Consider the following 15,396-nt stretch of genomic DNA (forward strand, 5'->3'; position numbering starts at 1 on the left):
TGACTCTCTTAGACATATCTACTAGACATGTCTAAGAGATACGTCCGTGCCAGGGCAAACCAGAGGAGTTCGCCGTGCCATCCCCACTCGCGACGCGATCCGCCCCCGACAACTCGGTCACCGCTGAGGTCGCGGCGCGGTTGACACGGCTGGTGCGGACTCTCGTCGCGCGCCGCCGGGTACACCACGTCAGCGCCGCGGTCGAGTCCGGCGACGGGAAGCTCCGCTGGTCGGGCGCCTGCGCTCCCGCCAGCGACGAGCCCGTACCGCGTCGTGACAGCCCGTTCTTCGCCGCGAGCATCACCAAACGGTTCGTCATCGCGCTCGTGCTCCAGGCGCACGAGCGCGGCGAACTGGAACTGTCCGCGCCGATCACCAACTACCTGCCCGTGGAGACCACCGCCGGACTCCACGTGTTCCGGGGGACGGAGCGGACACCGGAGATCACCGTTCGCCACCTGGCGAGCCACACGTCCGGGCTCCCCGACCACTTCGGGAAGCGGCGCTCGGGCCCCGGCCTGGCTGAGCACCTCCGCGCCGGTCGGGACCAGGCGTGGACGTTCGAGGACATGCTGCGGGTCGTCCGGGAGCAGCAGCGCCCGCGTTTCGCGCCACAGGACCTGTCGGCCCCCCGGCAGAAGGCCCGCTACTCCGACACCGGCTTCCAACTGCTGATCCGCATCCTGGAGGCGGTGACCGGGCGGCCGTTCGCCGATCTCCTCGCGGACCGGATCACCACCCCGCTCCGCCTCACCCGCACGTGGCTCCCCGGTTACCCCCGGCTGGACACGCACACGGGACCGCCGCTGCCGCTCCACTCCGGTCGACGCCGCGTCGAAGTCCCCTCGCTGATCGAGTCCAGCAACGACCTGATCAGCACCAACCACGATCTCCTCACCTTCCAGCGGGCCCTGCTGGCCGGCGAGGTCCTCGACCACGCCCGGTCCGTGGACCTCCTGACCGAGCGGCGGAACCGGCTCCGCGACATCCCGGTCCTCCGGTACGGGCTCGGCACCATGGTCTACACGGTGGGACGGCTGATGACCGCGGGGAGGCCGCCCCTCACTCTCGTGGGCCACTCGGGAGCCACGGGGACCTGGTTGTTCCACTGCCCGGAACTCGACCTCCACCTGGCCGGCACCGTCGACCAGGTCTCCGGACAGGCCCTCCCCTTCCAGCTCATGGCACGGATGCTGCACGCCTGGCGAGCATGACCGGCGCTCTGGCAGCGGAGGAACGCCTCACCCTTCGACCGGTTCGCCGGAACGGGCACCTCTGTCCCACGCGGGCACACCGTCCGAGGGATGCTCGGCCAGCGCCCGCCGAGCCTGGAGCCAAGGGACTGACCTCGACACGACATGCCCCGCGGCCGCACCGGGTGCTCCCCCATCTCCCGGACTGGGGCCGTGGCGGACCAGGTCCCCCACCACGTACGGCCGCGCCCCAGTCCTCGTTGCCGAGCACACCGCCCGCCACGGGACCTCGCGGCAGCCACACCCGCGCCCAACCGCGAAGGCATCAGGTGCGCCGGCTTCCTCGACCGCTGCCACGTCCGTGCCGAACCCGCTCGCGGGGCCGGGTCGCGTACGCCGCTCCGGGTGCCGTCGAGGTCGGTGGACGTCGGCGCCGGGCGTCCCTCCAGGTGACGACACACCCTGCCCGGTACTCGCCCGCTCCTCGGCCGGGAGTGGGCAGGGCAGGCTCCTGGTTCCCGAGGAGGCGGCTTCAAGCGTGCCTCCCCGGGCCGGCGCGGAAGTCCACCAACACGGGCAGAGATCAGCCGGGCTGACCACCCGTCGCCCGCTGCTCGCGACCAACCACGAACCCGGTCGATCGCGCCGGGATGGCCAGGCCGAAGACGAGCGGTCAGGTCGTCGGTGCCGGCCGGGCGAGCACCACGGTGAAGCGTGCGTGATCGACATCCACGAAGCGGATATCCGTGTACCCGGCGTCGGCGCACACGCGCCGGTAGTCGCTCTCGCCGTGCGCATCACCGGCCGTGGTGGCGACGAGCATCTGGACGCCGAACGCGGCACCGACCGGGCCGTGGTCACGAAGCCAGGACGCGATGGCCACCTGGCCGTCGGGAGCGAGCACGTCACGCAGTCGGTTGAGGAGATCCCGGACCTGGTCGAGTGGGAAGAGGTTCGTGAGGTTGCCGCACAGGACCAGGTCGAAGGGCCCTGGGGCCAGGTCGGTGACGGCGTCGGCGGCGACGAGTTCGACACCGGCGGCGGCGGAGCGTCCGTCCGCCCTCGCCAACTCGATGACCCCGGGCAGATCCTGCATCGTGGTGATGCAACCGCGCCGGGCGAACTCCCGGGCGTAGGCGCCGTGCCCACCACCGAGGTCCAACACGTGGGCGCTGTCCCGATCACCGGTCCGTGGCCGCCACCCGTCCAGGCAGGTGTCCACGACAGCGCTGACGAAAGGACGACCGGCTGATTCCAGCAGGGCGAGCCCGGTCGCCGGATCCATCGGCGGCGGGGTGTCCGGCGCCGTCGCCTTCCGGTCGCGGACCCGTCGGGGCACGAGCGCGGCCCAGCGTCGGATCCACGAGCCATGCTGGGCCAGTGCCGCGCGCTCGTGCGGCTGTGGCCGATTAGGCCCCAGGGAGAAGACGTCGTGTTCGTCGACGGTGGCGTAGTGCCATCCGGCGAGGACGAACAGGACCGCCCGGACGGCGTCGGGGTCCAGGTCCCGAGCGTCGGCGATGTCCGCTGCCGTCGCGGGCAGTTCGTCGAGGATGCCGGTGGTGTGCGCCGTCTCGTAGCAGACGGCGAGCCGCCAGTCGATGAGCGCGTCGGGCGCGGCGAGCGCGGTGAGGTGCTGTGTCGAGGGTGGCTCGTTCGTCATTCCGGGTCCGTCCTTCCTCGTAGGGGCCTCCGGGTGTCCCTGGCGGTCGCGGTGTCCTCGTTCCGGCGCTGCTTCGTGTCCGCTCCCGACTCGGAGCTGGTACCGGCGCCCGTCCTCCTGTCCCGACCTGGGCACATCCGCCCCACCGCGTCGGGACAGGAACCCCGTGAGCGGCCGGGGTCGTACCAGGAGAGCGGTGCTCCTGTTCCCACCAGCGGGGACGCCCTGGCTCCCAGCGACTGGCCACAGGGCTGCCTCGGCCCCGTTCGCCGAACCTGGAGGGCTGCCCGAACCCGGCCCTCTGGAGCGCCCCCTCCCCCAGAAGCGAGCACGGACTCCTACCGGCGGTCCGATCAGGTCGTCACCTCGGATGGTCGGAGGCGTCCGCACGGCAGGGGAACGCGCGTGGCGCCACCGCTGGCCTCCGGGCCGACGCCCCGTCACCGACGAGGCGGCCCCTCCTGGTGACGAAGGCTTGGCTTGCACCCGGACGACGGTTGACCCGCACCACCCCGTGCTCCTCGACCATCGCCGGATGGGCGCCACGGAACCCTGGACTAGGTCGGCCCCCGGTAGTCGCGCAACAGGCGGTTGAACATCCGCAGCTTGTCCACGGCGTCCTCGGGTATCGGGTCCGGGTGGAAGTGCATGATCTTGTTCCTGATGGCCCGGATCTCGTTCAACCGAGCGATGAAGGTGGCCCGGTCCAACGGCCAGCCCAGCCTCCGCCACATCGCGTCGTGCTCCAGAACCCGCTGGTAGTCGCCGATGGTGAGTCGTTCGAAGCTCGTGGTCGGCCGGCCGCAGATCGAGCGGACCGTGTCGATGTCGAAGTTGCGCCGCAGGACCCAGCGCAGCGTTTGGTCCAGTTCGCCCAGCTGGAAGAACGGGGTGGCCATCTCGCCGTAACGATGGGCCACGTCCGCCGTGGTGACGATCCCCTTGATCGCCTTCGTCTCGTCCAGGACGAACACGAAGTCGCGCTTCTGCAGTACGGGGAGGATCTCGAAGAGGTCGCGGTCGTAGGAGACGACCTCCACCTGTGGGTCGATCGCGTCGGCGACGCTGGCGTCGGGCTTGCGTTGCAGGGCGCGTGCGATCGAACGCCACGTCACGGCTCCGCGCAGGTTGCGAGTGCCGTTCAGTACGGCCAACTGGGAGTAGTCGTTGAGGGTCATCTTCGTGATCGCCTCGACCAGCGCGCCGTCGGGCTTGACGAACTCCACGCCGGCCAGCGGCGACAGGTTGCCCACCGTGAGGCGGACGTTCAGGTCGTCGTCCCCCTCGTCCTCGTCGACGATCCGGATGTCGTCGCCCCCGGCGCCCTCCGCCGTGAGGCTCCCCTCCGCGCCGTCGGGTGGAACGGTCAGCGCGACCACAGTGTCGAGCGTCACCGCGCGGAAGCTCGGCGAGGTCACCAACCCGTGGTTGGCCAGGTCCGCTTCGATCTGGCTCACCTGGTCGCCCCGGTCCTCGGCTCCCCAGTACGTCAGGAGTTCACGGACGGTGACGCGTTCCGGTTCGCGCGCCTCGGCGCGCTGACGGGCCTGTCGCAGGCGCTCGTGGACGCTCGGCCGCGCGGTGTCCCGGTGGGGTCGGTCGCCTTCGCTGATCGCCTGGTCGAGCAGCTCCTGGCGTACCGCGTCCAGCAGTCGGTCCTGGTCGACGACCAACCACACCCGCCAGCCGTCGACCGCTCGCATCCCCGCTGCCACCATGGCCGCCCTGGACGGCGACCGGAACTCCTCGCCGTCGCTGTCCAGGCGGATGCGGCCCTGCTCGGTGATCGTCGCCTGGTGGATCTCCCCGATCCGGTTCCGGGTGAACCGGAGTTTCGCACCGGCCTGGACCAGACCCGCCTCCACCAGGTCCGCGACCGTGACGCGGCGCCCGTCGATGAGGTACCTGGCCCGGCCGCCGGCGCCGCCACGTCCCACTTCCACCTGAGCGGTCACTGGAGCCTCACCACTTCCTCAGTCCGGCGAACTTGCGGCGGGCACCGATCGCCTGCTTGAGCACCCTTCGCCTGAGTTCGGTCCTGGACAGGCGGTCCATTCGGGTGAGCCGCAATTCGGCGGCGACAGCCAGCAGTCCCTCCCGGTCCAGTCCCTGGGCGTCGAGATAGGCGGCTCCGTCCTCCTCCGTCTCGGTCCGGCGAAGCCGCGTCGCGATGGCCGCCGCGTCGACCTCGACCACCGGGGCCCCTCCGGTCGACGACGGGGTCGACGACCGGGGTGCGGCGGGAGCGTGGTGCTGTCCGGTCTGGGTAGCGGTGGGTTCGTCGCCGGGGGGTGTGCCCGGGTGCGCCGTGTCCGTGTCGTCCCGCTCCGGGCCACCGCTGGCGAGGAGGGTGATGAGCGCGGCACGCGTGAGCCCGCTGTAGCGGGTCAGGCCGCGCAGTTTGGCCACCGCGCGGAGTTGCTTCACGGTGAGCCGCAGCGTGTCCAGGTAGGCCCGCCGATCGTTCTCCGAGGTCAAGGCGGAAAGGGTCGACGTCACCTGCCTCGGGTCGTCGGGTGACAGGACGTCGCCCTCCGGAGGGCTGGTAGTGGGAGCTCCTCCGCGCTGTGCCGCGTCATCGCGGATTCCCTCGACGTTGGTGGTGGTGAGCCGGATCGCGCCGTCGATGAGGGCGTCGAGCGTCGCCTCGTCCTGGTTCTCCAGGAATTCGTTCCACCGGGCGTTCAGGGCGATGAGTCTCCGCAGCTCGGTCACGACTCACCAGCCGGGGACAACGCGAGCGCGCCGAACACCTCGTCGGCCAGGGCGGCGAACTCCTTGACCACGTCGTCCTCGTCCCTCGCGCCCAGCATCGCTGGAATTCCGCTCTCCCCCGCTCCACTGAAGTGACGAGGACTGTTCCGGATCTTGCTCTTCAACACCGACACCTGGGAGTTGACTTCCACTTCCTCGACATAGGTCTGCTGGGCCCCGATTACCTGTTGCGAGTAGATCTGGACCATGGTGAACACCACTCCCAGGATCGCCGGGTCGATCGGGCGATGCGCGTCCAGCCCTCGGTGGTTGACGAATTCGTTGAACTGGTCCACGAGCATGGCGCAGTTGCCGACGAGGTAGTCGAGCCCCAATGTCGACAGGTAGTCCGCTTTCGCGGGCACGAGGATGTGCTGGCTCGCGACGATGGCTGTCTTGGTGACGAGGCCGAAGTTCGGTGCGCAGTCGATGAGGACGAGGTCGTACTGGTCGAAGTGGTCGTCCTCGAGCGCGCGCCGCAGGCAGCCGTGCAGGTCGAGGAACTTCCGCTGAGCCCCGCCCAGGGTGGTGTTCCCGCCGAGGAGGGCGGCGAGCTGGAGATCGATGTCGATGAGCCCGAGGTGCGACGAGATCACGTCGAGGCGGCCGGTACCGCGCAACGCCCTGTTGACCCGTTCCGGGGTGAGCGTGAGATCCGACAGGGAGATGTCCCGCCCCGGCATGTCACCCTCGTACCACTGCTTGATCGTGCACGAATCCTTGATCGCGTCCTGCCACTCGTCGATCGAGAAGAACGAGAAGGTCAGGTTGGTCTGCGGATCAAGGTCGATGAGCAGCACCCGCATTCCCCGCCTCGCGGCGATCGCACCAAGATTGGCGGTCAGGGTCGTCTTCCCCACGCCACCCTTGTAGTTCATCACAGCCACGGTCCGCATCAGTTCCGCATGCTCCTCACGCTCGTCGGTACGGGGAACACTGTTCGAGATCGCAAGGCGATCTGGCTCGGTGACTTTTCCAGAGCCCTACTCCGAGGACAACCAACCAATCAACCTGATCGACCGAAAGGACGCCAGCCGATCGTCCGTTCGGCCGTAGTCGGACTCTGGTCCGCGCACTGCGGACAACCCCTGCCCGCATCGTTGGCGGATTCTAGTCAATCCGATTCGGTTCGACGCGGCCGGCACCGAACCGGTCGCCGCGCTGACCAGGTCACGGGATATCTCACCGCGTTGTCGTCGTCCCGAGAACTCCTCGGCCCTGGCCCCGGGAACCGCGTCGCCGTCGTTCACCGCTCATTTCGCCGAGGTGGTTGTCCCGCCAACGAGGCGGGCGGGCACTGGCCCTTCCCTCAGAACCCGCCAGGGTCACTCGCCAGGACGCGGATCGGGTTCACCCCGCCGTGCGGTGCTGGGTGAACCGGCCTCCGACCCTCGGCCCGGGGTCCCCACGTCCGGGCCGAGGGTGGGACGGGCGGCGGAACGACCCACACCCACCACGCGGGACGGTCCAGTCACGACTGTGCCTGTTCTGACGTGCACCCGGAGGATGTGGGTGTCCGGGCGCCGCGCGCCGGGGCCGTTCGCCACGTACGGCTCCCACCCGGTTTCCCGCTGAATGCCGTGGTGGGATCCCAGTTCCGGCCGGCCCTGGTCACCTCCCACCTGGCTCGCGACCCCACCGGGAACCAGGGGTGAGGGGTGCCCCTGGCCGTCCTCGCTCGTGTCGGGTCCGGCTCGAGGGGAGGTGCCCGAACCGCCTCCGTACCCCGGACCCATCACACGACATGCTGGAGGGCGCCACGACCACGCGATCCGCCCACCTCCGATGGGGACGGGCGTCACGTCTCCGGCGACGTCGTGCGTTGCGGCCCGAGCACGGAGAGGAGCCGCAACTTCTCGTGGCTCTCGCTGCCGGGAGCGGCGGTGTAGACGAGGAGGCGGTGGGACTGGTCGGGGTCGAGCAGGATCTGGCAGGTCAGCTCCAGGGCCCCGACCTCCGGGTGCGCGTAACGTTTGACGCCGTTGTAGTGAATGCCGATCTCGTGTTCGTCCCACACCGCCCGGAACTCCGCACTCCGGGCGAGCAGGAGTTCCATGAGGTGAGCTGCTCGTGATCCGGGTCCTCGGAGGGTGACCATCGCGCGGAGGCCCGAGGCGAAGACGCGGGAGTGCAGCGCGTGGTCGTCGGGGTGGTACAGGGACCGGGTGGCCGGGTCCGTGAACCACCGGTAGCCGATGCTGCGCGCGGGGCCGACGTAGCGGGTGGTGTCACCGGTCAGTGCGACACCGAGCGGGGTCTGCCGGAGGGTCTCGCCGAGCTCGGTGACGATCTCGGCTGGGGTGTCGTCGAGCCGGTCGATGATGCGGAGCAGACCGGGACTGACGTGCTCACTGCCGGCGCCTCGCGGGGGTGGGTTGTGCCCGGCCAGGCGGAACAGGTGGTCCCTTTCGGGGAGGGACAGGTGCAGGCCCTGCGCGATCGAGGCGATCATCTGCTCGGACGGGTGCGGGCCGCGCTCCCGCTCCAGTCGGCTGTAGTAGTCGGTGGAGATGTGGCAGATCATCGCGACCTCCTCCCGGCGGAGGCCGGCGGTCCTGCGCCGTTGACCACGTGGGAGGCCGACGTCCTCGGGTTGCAGCGACTCCCGGCGGCGGCGCAGGAACTCGGCGAGCCCAACTCGATCGATCACGCCCGTGGTCCCCTTCCTCGTCCCGGTGCCGTTCAGTGTGCCCTCGGCGCCGGGTGGCTCGCCTCGGATCGTTGATCCCCCTCTCCGCGCTGGGCTGACTGGGCCTGACCCGCCTGGGATCGGGAGGCCGTGGATACCGCTCCGGGTCAGACTCACCCTGGGACCACAGCACTGTCGAGGGAGACCAGGAGCAGCACATGGCACGAACCCAACCGGACATCACCGTTCCTGATCTCTCCGGGAGGCTCGCCGTCGTCACCGGCGCCAGCGACGGGGTCGGACTGGGGTTGGCCGCCCGCCTGGCCGGGGCGGGCGCCGAGGTCGTCATGCCCGTTCGTAACACCCGCAAGGGCGAAGCGGCGATCGAGAGGATCACGCGGCGGCACCCGGGCGCGGCGCTGTCCCTCCGGGAGCTCGACCTCTCGTCGCTGGAGTCCGTCGCCGCGCTGGGCGCGGCGCTGCGCGGCGAGGACCGCCCGATCCACATCCTCGTCAACAACGCCGGTGTGATGACCCCGCCGGACCGGCTGACCACCACTGACGGGTTCGAGCTGCAGTTCGGCAGCAACCACCTCGGGCACTTCGCCCTCGTCGCCCACCTGCTGCCGCTGCTCCGCGCGGGTCGGGCACGCGTGACCTCGCAGATCAGCATCGCCGCGAACCAGAACGCCATCAACTGGGACGACCTGAACTGGGAGCGGTCATACCACGGGCGTCGCGCGTACAGCCAGTCGAAGATCGCCTTCGGGCTGTTCGGCCTGGAGCTGGATCGGCGCAGCCAGGCCGGTGGCTGGGGAATCACCAGCAACCTCGCCCACCCCGGTATCGCCCCCACCAGCCTGCTGGCCGCGCGCTCCGAGATCGGTCGGGACCGGGACACGCTGGGAGTGCGCCTCATCCGCGCGTTGGCCCGCCGCGGCGTGCTCGCCGGAACGGTCGAGACCGCTCTGCTGCCGGCCCTGATGGCCGCGACGTCGCCGGCCGCACGCGGGGGACGCCTGTACGGACCGAGCGGTCTCGGGCACCTGTCCGGTGCGCCCGCCGAGCAGGTCCTCTACTCACGGCTTCGGAGCGAGGACGAGGCAGACCGGATGTGGCGGGTGTCCGAAAACCTGACCGGTGCCTCGTTCCCGACCGAGGGGCGTGCCTGACCGTAGGCGGTTCGGCGTTGGCGCTCATCGTCGGCCGCGGCGGGGAACGGCAGATGGGGCACCACAACGCCCGGCGCCGTCAGGCCCGGGCGGTTGGCCGGCTCGTTCCGTCAGCCCGGCACCGGGTCGGTCGAGACCAGGAGCGGATCGGGGCCGGGATCGAACACGCCCCCACCTCGGTGGGCCACTGTCCCCAGCGCGCGTTCCCGCTTCCGCCGCGATCGTCCTCGACGTCGGTCGTGGTTGACATGCTCCGCCGGGCCGGGGGTGGATGAGGCTCGCGGTTGGTGTCGCCGGACGGGGTGGCTGGGCTCGCGTGCCGTGACGACCGGCGGTTGCTCGACGCTGACGGCGTCTCCGGCCGGCCGGCGAGCGAGCGGCCGGCTCCCCACCGCGGGGACGGCCCCTCGCCTGGGAGTACCGGCCCGCTGGTGCGCGGTGGTGGATCGGGTCGAACGCGGGGGATGATGACGGACCGGCCGCTGGCGAGGGCGGCCGTGGTCATGACGGGCCGGGTGCGATGGTGGCCCGGTACACCGGGACGAGCTGGACGCCGTCGAGGCGGAGGGTGACGTCATTCGGACGGAGGTCATCGCGGACGTGGATCGCCGCCGTGGGGTCGAACGGCAGCAGCCGCAGGACGAGCCGCCCACCGTGGCGCAACGCCTCGCGGTGCCGGCCCAGGTCGATGTCCCAGGGCGCCCCGTTCCAGAACTGGTCGGCGACCAGCGTGCCGTCGAGTTCGGCCCGCGCCGCGTCACCCACCCAGTCGAGTCGCAGCAGCAGCCGGTGGGCGCCGGCGAAGGCGTTCTCGTCGAGGTCGACGCGGTAGGCGGCGGCCGTGGCGTAGTAGTCGTCCCGGGGGGCGGCGGCTCGTCGCAGTGGCCCGCCCCGGCGTTGGGGAACCGGTCCGGTGGCCGCCGCCAGTTCGACCAGTCCCACCTCGGGGGCGGCGGGTGGGGCGTCGACCTCGACGCGGGCGAAGGTGCCGATGGTGCCGCCCGACCGCAGCGTCAACGGCGCGGCCGTGTCCTCCCCGTCAGCCACCACCGCCGGCGGGGCGGACGCGGCGGGCGCCGGGTGGATGAGGAGCGCCCCTCCGCCGGGCCCGCACTCGAGGTGGAGGTGTTCGCCGTCGGGTACGAGGTGGACCCCGTCCCCGACCACGAGGCGACGGGCGCCCCAGAGCTCACCGATCGCGGTGCGACGCGCGGTGTCCTCGTCGAGCACCAGCACCCGGAGCGCGCCGAGGTCGATCAGGGCCTCGGGCCCCGGTTCGGGCACCCGGATTCGGGTGCGGCCGGCCCCGAGGTCGTCGACGGAGGCGTGCGGGCTCTCGACCCGCGTCGCGTCGATGCCGGAGACGATGAGCTCGACCGCGATCCCGGCGGTGCGGGTCAGGACCACGAGGTCGTCCAGTGTGGTCACGAGTTGGGCGGTGGCGGATTCCAGTACCGCCTCGCCGGGCAACGGCCAGCGGAACGGCCACGCGAAGTAGGCGCCGGTGGGGATGGTGACGGGTTCACTGGGGAGGTCCAGGGGGCCGTCGGGGCCGAGCAGGCGGAACTGGACGTCGTCGTGCGCGGCGAGGGTCTCGCCACCGGGTTGGTGGCTGTTGACGAAGACCATCCCGGAGGTCCCGTCCGTGCGGACGGCCCACCGCAGGGTGTCCCGGTCGTCGAGGTCACGGGGCGTCTGGTCGGGTTCGACGAACCGCATCGGCGCGAGGCGGCGGCCGGCGGCCGCCAGGAGGTGGTGTTGCAGCCGGAGGGCTCCGTAGGTGGGGCGGACCTGCCCGTGCTCGCCCAGCGGCGCCTGGAAGTCGTAGCTGACCACGGGCAGGTCGTTGGGGTATCCGGTGTCCAGCGACTCCTGCATTCCGGTCGCGGCGTCGGTGACATGGGTGCCGCCGTGGTACATGTAGTAGCCCTGCCAGGACGACCCGGATCCGATCTTGGTCAGCGCGAGGGCGGCGATGTCGTCCGGGTCGACCAGCGGTCGACGGTGGTAGGTGGGCTGGACGCCGCCGCCGAGCTCGCAGGTGGCGAACGGGTAGCGGTCGAGGGGAGGCCCGGTTCCGGCGGTGGGCTCGAGACGCAGGTCGGCCCCCACGGTGTTGTCGTCCCGCAATTCGGTGAAGAAGAAGTGCCGCCGTGCGTGGCGGGTCCAGCCGGGGTGCGCGTCGTCCCAGGGCGCCTCCGGGTATCCGGCGTAGAGCGGGAGGAACTCGTCCGAGGGCAGTTCCGCGGGGCCCCAGGCGGTGGCGGTCCACAGCGCGGGGGTGATCCCGGCGTCGCGCGCGAGGTGTTTGAGGGTCCGCAGGTGTTCCGGTTGGTCGTGGAGTTCGTTCTCGACCTGGACGGCCACGATGGGGCCGCCCTCGGCGTGGTAGAGGCCGGTCAGCTCCTGGCCGATCCGCGTGTAGTAGGGGCGGACGAGGTCGAGGTAGGCCGGGTCGTCGGTGCGGGTGCGGGTTCCCGAGCGCACGACCCAGTCCGGGAACCCGCCGTAGCGTGCCTCGCCGTGCGCCCAGGGGCCGATGCGCACCACGGCGTCCATGCCGCACTCGCCGACCAACCGCACGAAGGCGCGCAGGTCCCGGTCGCCGTCGAACCGAAATTCCCCACGGTGCTCCTCGTGGTGGTGCCAGAACAGGTAGGTGGCCACGACGGTCACACCACCGGCGCGCATGTTGAGCAGTCGTTCCCGCCAGGTCGAGCGCGGGCACCGGGTGAAGTGGATCTCGCCCATGACGGGGAACCAGGGACGTCCACCGCGCACGAGGTGGGTGCTGGTGGCGGTGATCCGGTCCGGGGTCCCGTCGGGCTCGCCCATCCGGAGATGGCCGGTCAACGGTGTCACGACCGGGCGTAGCGACAGTGTCCGCACCTTGGCCTCCTCGCCCTGGATCCGGGCCTGCTTCCCAGGTCCGGCAGCCTGCCCTCCGGCAGATGCGGCGCACGTTAAACCATAAATTCCTAAGAGTGAAGCGATGTTGGGACGCTGGCGGCCAGTCCGGCCGACGTCGGCCATCGGGGGAGTTCGCCACCGTGAGCCCGCGCCGTGCGCCATCGCCCCGTCTCCGCACCGGTGGGTCGCCCCTTGCCGGGCCGAGTGAGGCGGGGCGAGGCCAGGATCGGCGGGCGGAGGCTCGGTCCCCTGGTGCGTCGCCGTTGGCGTGGCCGGTCCCTGGCTGGTCGATCATCGGGAGCGGGCCGAGGTGACCGCGACGGTCTGGGGCGGTTCCGGGTGGCCTCGTCCCGAGGTGCGCGGTACTCGTCCCCCCACGTCGCCTGGGCTGGTCAGGCGGTGGTCGGGGTTCGGAACCGGAGCCGTTCGCTCCTCCCGGTGTGGTAGCGCCGGCGCGGCGGGCGGGACCGCCGGCTCGGGTTCCGCGCACCGGCCACGCGCGGCGCTGGTGGCGTGCGCGGCCGGGCCGGCGGCGCGGCCGCGGTCCTCGGCGCCCGCTCCGGCGCGCGAGGCCAGCGGCCCGGACCCGCTCGGTCACCAGGCCGGGGGCTCCGCTGCGGGATCGACGGTTCGGTCATCCTCCGTGCTCGGCCAGCCCGTCAGGTGGGGGATCGGAGGAACTGGGTTCAGGTTGGCGTGGTCGCCGACGTCCCATCACGAGCGGGCTCACGGCCCGGATCCCGTGCCGGTGGTATCAGGATCGGCGCAGGACGCTGGCGAGCCTGGTCATGCCGGTCACGATTGCATCTGTGGTGTTGGCGGTGAAGGACAGCCGCATCGTCTCCGGCGCGGTGGCGGTCACGTGGAAGGGCTGGCCTGGTACGAATGCCACCTTCTCGGCGAGCGCGTCGGGGAGGAGTCGTCCGGCGTCCACGCCCTCGGGGAGGCGAGCCCAGATGAACATGCCGCCTTCGGGGCGCGTCCAGGCGCTGCCGTCGGGCAGGGTCGTGGGAAGTGCCCCCAGCATGGCGTCCCTGCGGTCGCGGAACGCGACGCGGAGCCGTGTGACCTGCGCGTCCAATGCGCCCGTGCTCAGGTAGTGCGCGGCGGCGGCCTGGTCCACCGTCGAGGTCTGGAGGTCCAGGGACTGTTTGACGACGACGAGTGACGGCAGCAGCGAGGCGGGAGCGCGCACCCATCCGATCCGCAGACCAGGGGCGCCGATCTTGGAGAAACTGCCGAGGTAGAGGGTGTGCTGCTCGGCGGCGGGGTGGGCCGCGAGTGGGTCGAGGTCGGAGCCCGCGTAGCGGAGCTCGGCGTACGGCTCATCCTCGACGATCCAGAACCCGTGCCTCCTGGCGATCTCGACTACCTCCCGGCGGCGTCTGGCGGGCAGCGTCCGTCCTGTGGGATTGGCGAAGGTCGGGACGAGGTACAGCATCGTCGGCCCCTCCCGGCCCGCGACGGCGGCGAGCGCATCAGGAAGGATGCCCTGCTCGTCACCAGGAACTGGGACGACCTTCGCTCCCGTGAGGTGGAAGCACTGGAGTGCGGCGAGATAGGTCGGTTCCTCGACGAGGACCACCGCCCGGGTGTCCAGCAGCGTCGTCGCGACCAGCGTCAACGCCTGTTGGGAGCCCGTCGTGATCAGCAGCGAACGCCCGGTGGTGGCCAGACCTCGACCGCTGAGGCGCTCCGCGACGAGCTCGCGCAGGGCCGCGTTCCCCTCCGTCGAGGAGTACTGGAGGTTTCGGCCGGCGTCATCGCCCGACAACGCGGTGTCGAAAGCCGCGCGAATACCCGGCACGTCCAGGAGTGCCGGGTCGGGAAATCCACCCGCGAACGAGATGACGTCGGGTCGGTCCGCGAGTTCGAGGAGATCCCGCACCGGTGAAGTGGCCATGGATGCCGCGTGGATGGGCGGGGGCGGCGCTTTCACTATTCGCTCCACGGCGGCGGGGGCCACCGCTCCCTTTCCGTTCCACATCGCTCGACACTAACAGACCCGACGCTCCGGTAAATCGGTTCACCGCATTGCTCACCTGCGGGTACATCCTCGTTTCAACACGATTTCAACCCCAGTCCATACCGTCGCATGTACGTTGCGTCGACACGTCGCACACGAGTCGCGCAACGCCGTGAATGGAGCACTGTTCACCGATGTCCAACCCTTTCGAGAACGACGACTGGTCCTACCTGGTTCTGGTGAACGAGGAGGAGCAGTACTCCCTGTGGCCGGAACCCATCGAGGTGCCGGCGGGCTGGACCGTGGTGCACGGCCCTGGCACCCGGGATGAGATGACCGAGTTCATCGAGCGTTCCTGGCAGGACATGAGGCCGAAAAGCCTGCGGGACGCCATGGCCGAGGGCGCCGGGTGAGGCAGACCGGGTGAGGGCGGTTCCTGGCCGCCGCGGCTTCCCGCGCGGTGGCCGCGACGATCCCGACCGGTGTCGCGCTCCGTGGCGGCGCCTGGTCGACGGGACGCGGCCGGGGCGGAACCGGAGGTGGTTCCGGAGGTGGTTCCGGAGGGAGGCGCGACGCGAGACCGACCAGGTCGTTCCTTTCCGCGGGTTCCGGTGACGAACCGCCCTGGATGACCGAACGCCGCGGCCGAATTCGAGGTGTTCGGACTCGTTTCCCGGTCCACCACTCGACTGGGCCGTGTTCCGCGCGACCACTGGTCGCACCGTTGTCCGGACATTTCACCCACACCACCCCTTTCGGTATTGCGGGGGCGGGTCCGTCACCAGGCTTGAATGCGGACTCCCGTTCACGGAAGTGGACTCCACCTCGGGACCGAACGCGCCCCCTGATCCTTCCGATGAACATGCCGGAGCACCACGGAAGTGCGTTGTTCCGACCCTGGATCCGCCCGAGACCCGGGTGCCACAGGCGCACCGGGCGCGACAGGTCGCCAGTGGCGATCGACGGTTTCGGTTGGCGCCTTGGCGGGCTGCCGACCGAGCGTCGACGAGGACCGGTGCCGTCACGTTCTCGCCGGCCCCACCCCGTGCTCCACGGCTTGGTGTCCTCGCGGCCGAGCCGACCCAGAAGTGACGTAGGAGGCAACGCAA

The 15,396-nt window shown here is 70.7% G+C and carries 10 protein-coding genes; 3 read left to right on the forward strand and 7 right to left on the reverse strand.

Going from position 1 to position 15,396, the window contains the following annotated elements; genetic code table 11:
• Positions 1-74: 74 nt before the first annotated feature.
• On the forward strand, positions 75-1,214 hold the full coding sequence (locus G443_RS04165) for a serine hydrolase domain-containing protein (RefSeq protein WP_026417956.1): 1,140 nt from the start codon (positions 75-77) through the stop codon (positions 1,212-1,214).
• Between the two features lie 652 nt (positions 1,215-1,866).
• Here G443_RS04165 and G443_RS04170 read toward each other — a convergent pair.
• The 5 genes from G443_RS04170 to G443_RS04190 all read right to left on the reverse strand — a co-directional run bounded on the left by G443_RS04170 (position 1,867) and on the right by G443_RS04190 (position 8,260).
• Positions 1,867-2,856, reverse strand: a complete 990-nt coding sequence (locus G443_RS04170; protein WP_026417955.1) for a class I SAM-dependent methyltransferase — start codon at positions 2,854-2,856, stop codon at positions 1,867-1,869.
• Between the two features lie 557 nt (positions 2,857-3,413).
• The gene (locus G443_RS25320) at positions 3,414-4,811 is read right to left on the reverse strand and encodes a restriction system modified-DNA reader domain-containing protein (protein WP_051313662.1); all 1,398 of its coding nucleotides are present in this window, start codon (positions 4,809-4,811) and stop codon (positions 3,414-3,416) included.
• Between the two features lie 7 nt (positions 4,812-4,818).
• Positions 4,819-5,571: a hypothetical protein gene (locus G443_RS04180; RefSeq protein WP_026417953.1), complete on the reverse strand. Its 753-nt coding sequence runs from the start codon at positions 5,569-5,571 to the stop codon at positions 4,819-4,821.
• Positions 5,568-6,506: a ParA family protein gene (locus G443_RS04185; protein ID WP_026417952.1), complete on the reverse strand. Its 939-nt coding sequence runs from the start codon at positions 6,504-6,506 to the stop codon at positions 5,568-5,570. The genes G443_RS04180 and G443_RS04185 overlap by 4 nt, the downstream gene beginning before the upstream one ends.
• A gap of 902 nt (positions 6,507-7,408) precedes the next feature.
• On the reverse strand, positions 7,409-8,260 hold the full coding sequence (locus G443_RS04190; protein WP_026417951.1) for a helix-turn-helix transcriptional regulator: 852 nt from the start codon (positions 8,258-8,260) through the stop codon (positions 7,409-7,411).
• A 197-nt stretch (positions 8,261-8,457) separates the two neighbouring features.
• On the opposite strand from G443_RS04190, the gene G443_RS04195 reads away from it, so the two are divergent.
• Positions 8,458-9,411 (forward strand): SDR family oxidoreductase, encoded by a 954-nt coding sequence (locus G443_RS04195; protein ID WP_026417950.1) that lies wholly within the window; start codon positions 8,458-8,460, stop codon positions 9,409-9,411.
• Positions 9,412-9,912: 501 nt separating this feature from the next.
• Here the strand turns inward: G443_RS04195 and G443_RS04200 are convergent.
• Positions 9,913-12,300, reverse strand: a complete 2,388-nt coding sequence (locus G443_RS04200; RefSeq protein ID WP_035291617.1) for a beta-galactosidase — start codon at positions 12,298-12,300, stop codon at positions 9,913-9,915.
• 775 nt (positions 12,301-13,075) lie between these two features.
• Entirely contained in the window at positions 13,076-14,224 is a 1,149-nt protein-coding gene (locus tag G443_RS04205; RefSeq protein ID WP_035291614.1) for an aminotransferase-like domain-containing protein, read from the reverse strand.
• Positions 14,225-14,481: 257 nt separating this feature from the next.
• Between G443_RS04205 and G443_RS04210 the strand changes: the two genes are divergently transcribed.
• Positions 14,482-14,700, forward strand: coding sequence for an MbtH family protein (locus G443_RS04210; protein ID WP_026417948.1), 219 nt, complete (start codon positions 14,482-14,484; stop codon positions 14,698-14,700).
• Positions 14,701-15,396 lie beyond the last annotated feature (696 nt).

This window comes from Actinoalloteichus caeruleus DSM 43889, from assembly GCF_000429185.2.
Classification (GTDB): Bacteria; Actinomycetota; Actinomycetes; order Mycobacteriales; family Pseudonocardiaceae; genus Actinoalloteichus_B; species Actinoalloteichus_B caeruleus.

Bases quoted from the DNA above. Each gene is read 5' to 3' on its own strand.
- G443_RS04170 (WP_026417955.1), bottom strand. From the start codon at position 2,856: ATGACGAACGAGCCACCCTCGACACAGCACCTCACCGCGCTCGCCGCG.
- G443_RS04185 (WP_026417952.1), bottom strand. From the start codon at position 6,506: ATGCGGACCGTGGCTGTGATGAACTACAAGGGTGGCGTGGGGAAGACG.
- G443_RS04195 (WP_026417950.1), top strand. From the start codon at position 8,458: ATGGCACGAACCCAACCGGACATCACCGTTCCTGATCTCTCCGGGAGG.
- G443_RS04205 (WP_035291614.1), bottom strand. From the start codon at position 14,224: ATGGCCACTTCACCGGTGCGGGATCTCCTCGAACTCGCGGACCGACCC.
- G443_RS04210 (WP_026417948.1), top strand. From the start codon at position 14,482: ATGTCCAACCCTTTCGAGAACGACGACTGGTCCTACCTGGTTCTGGTG.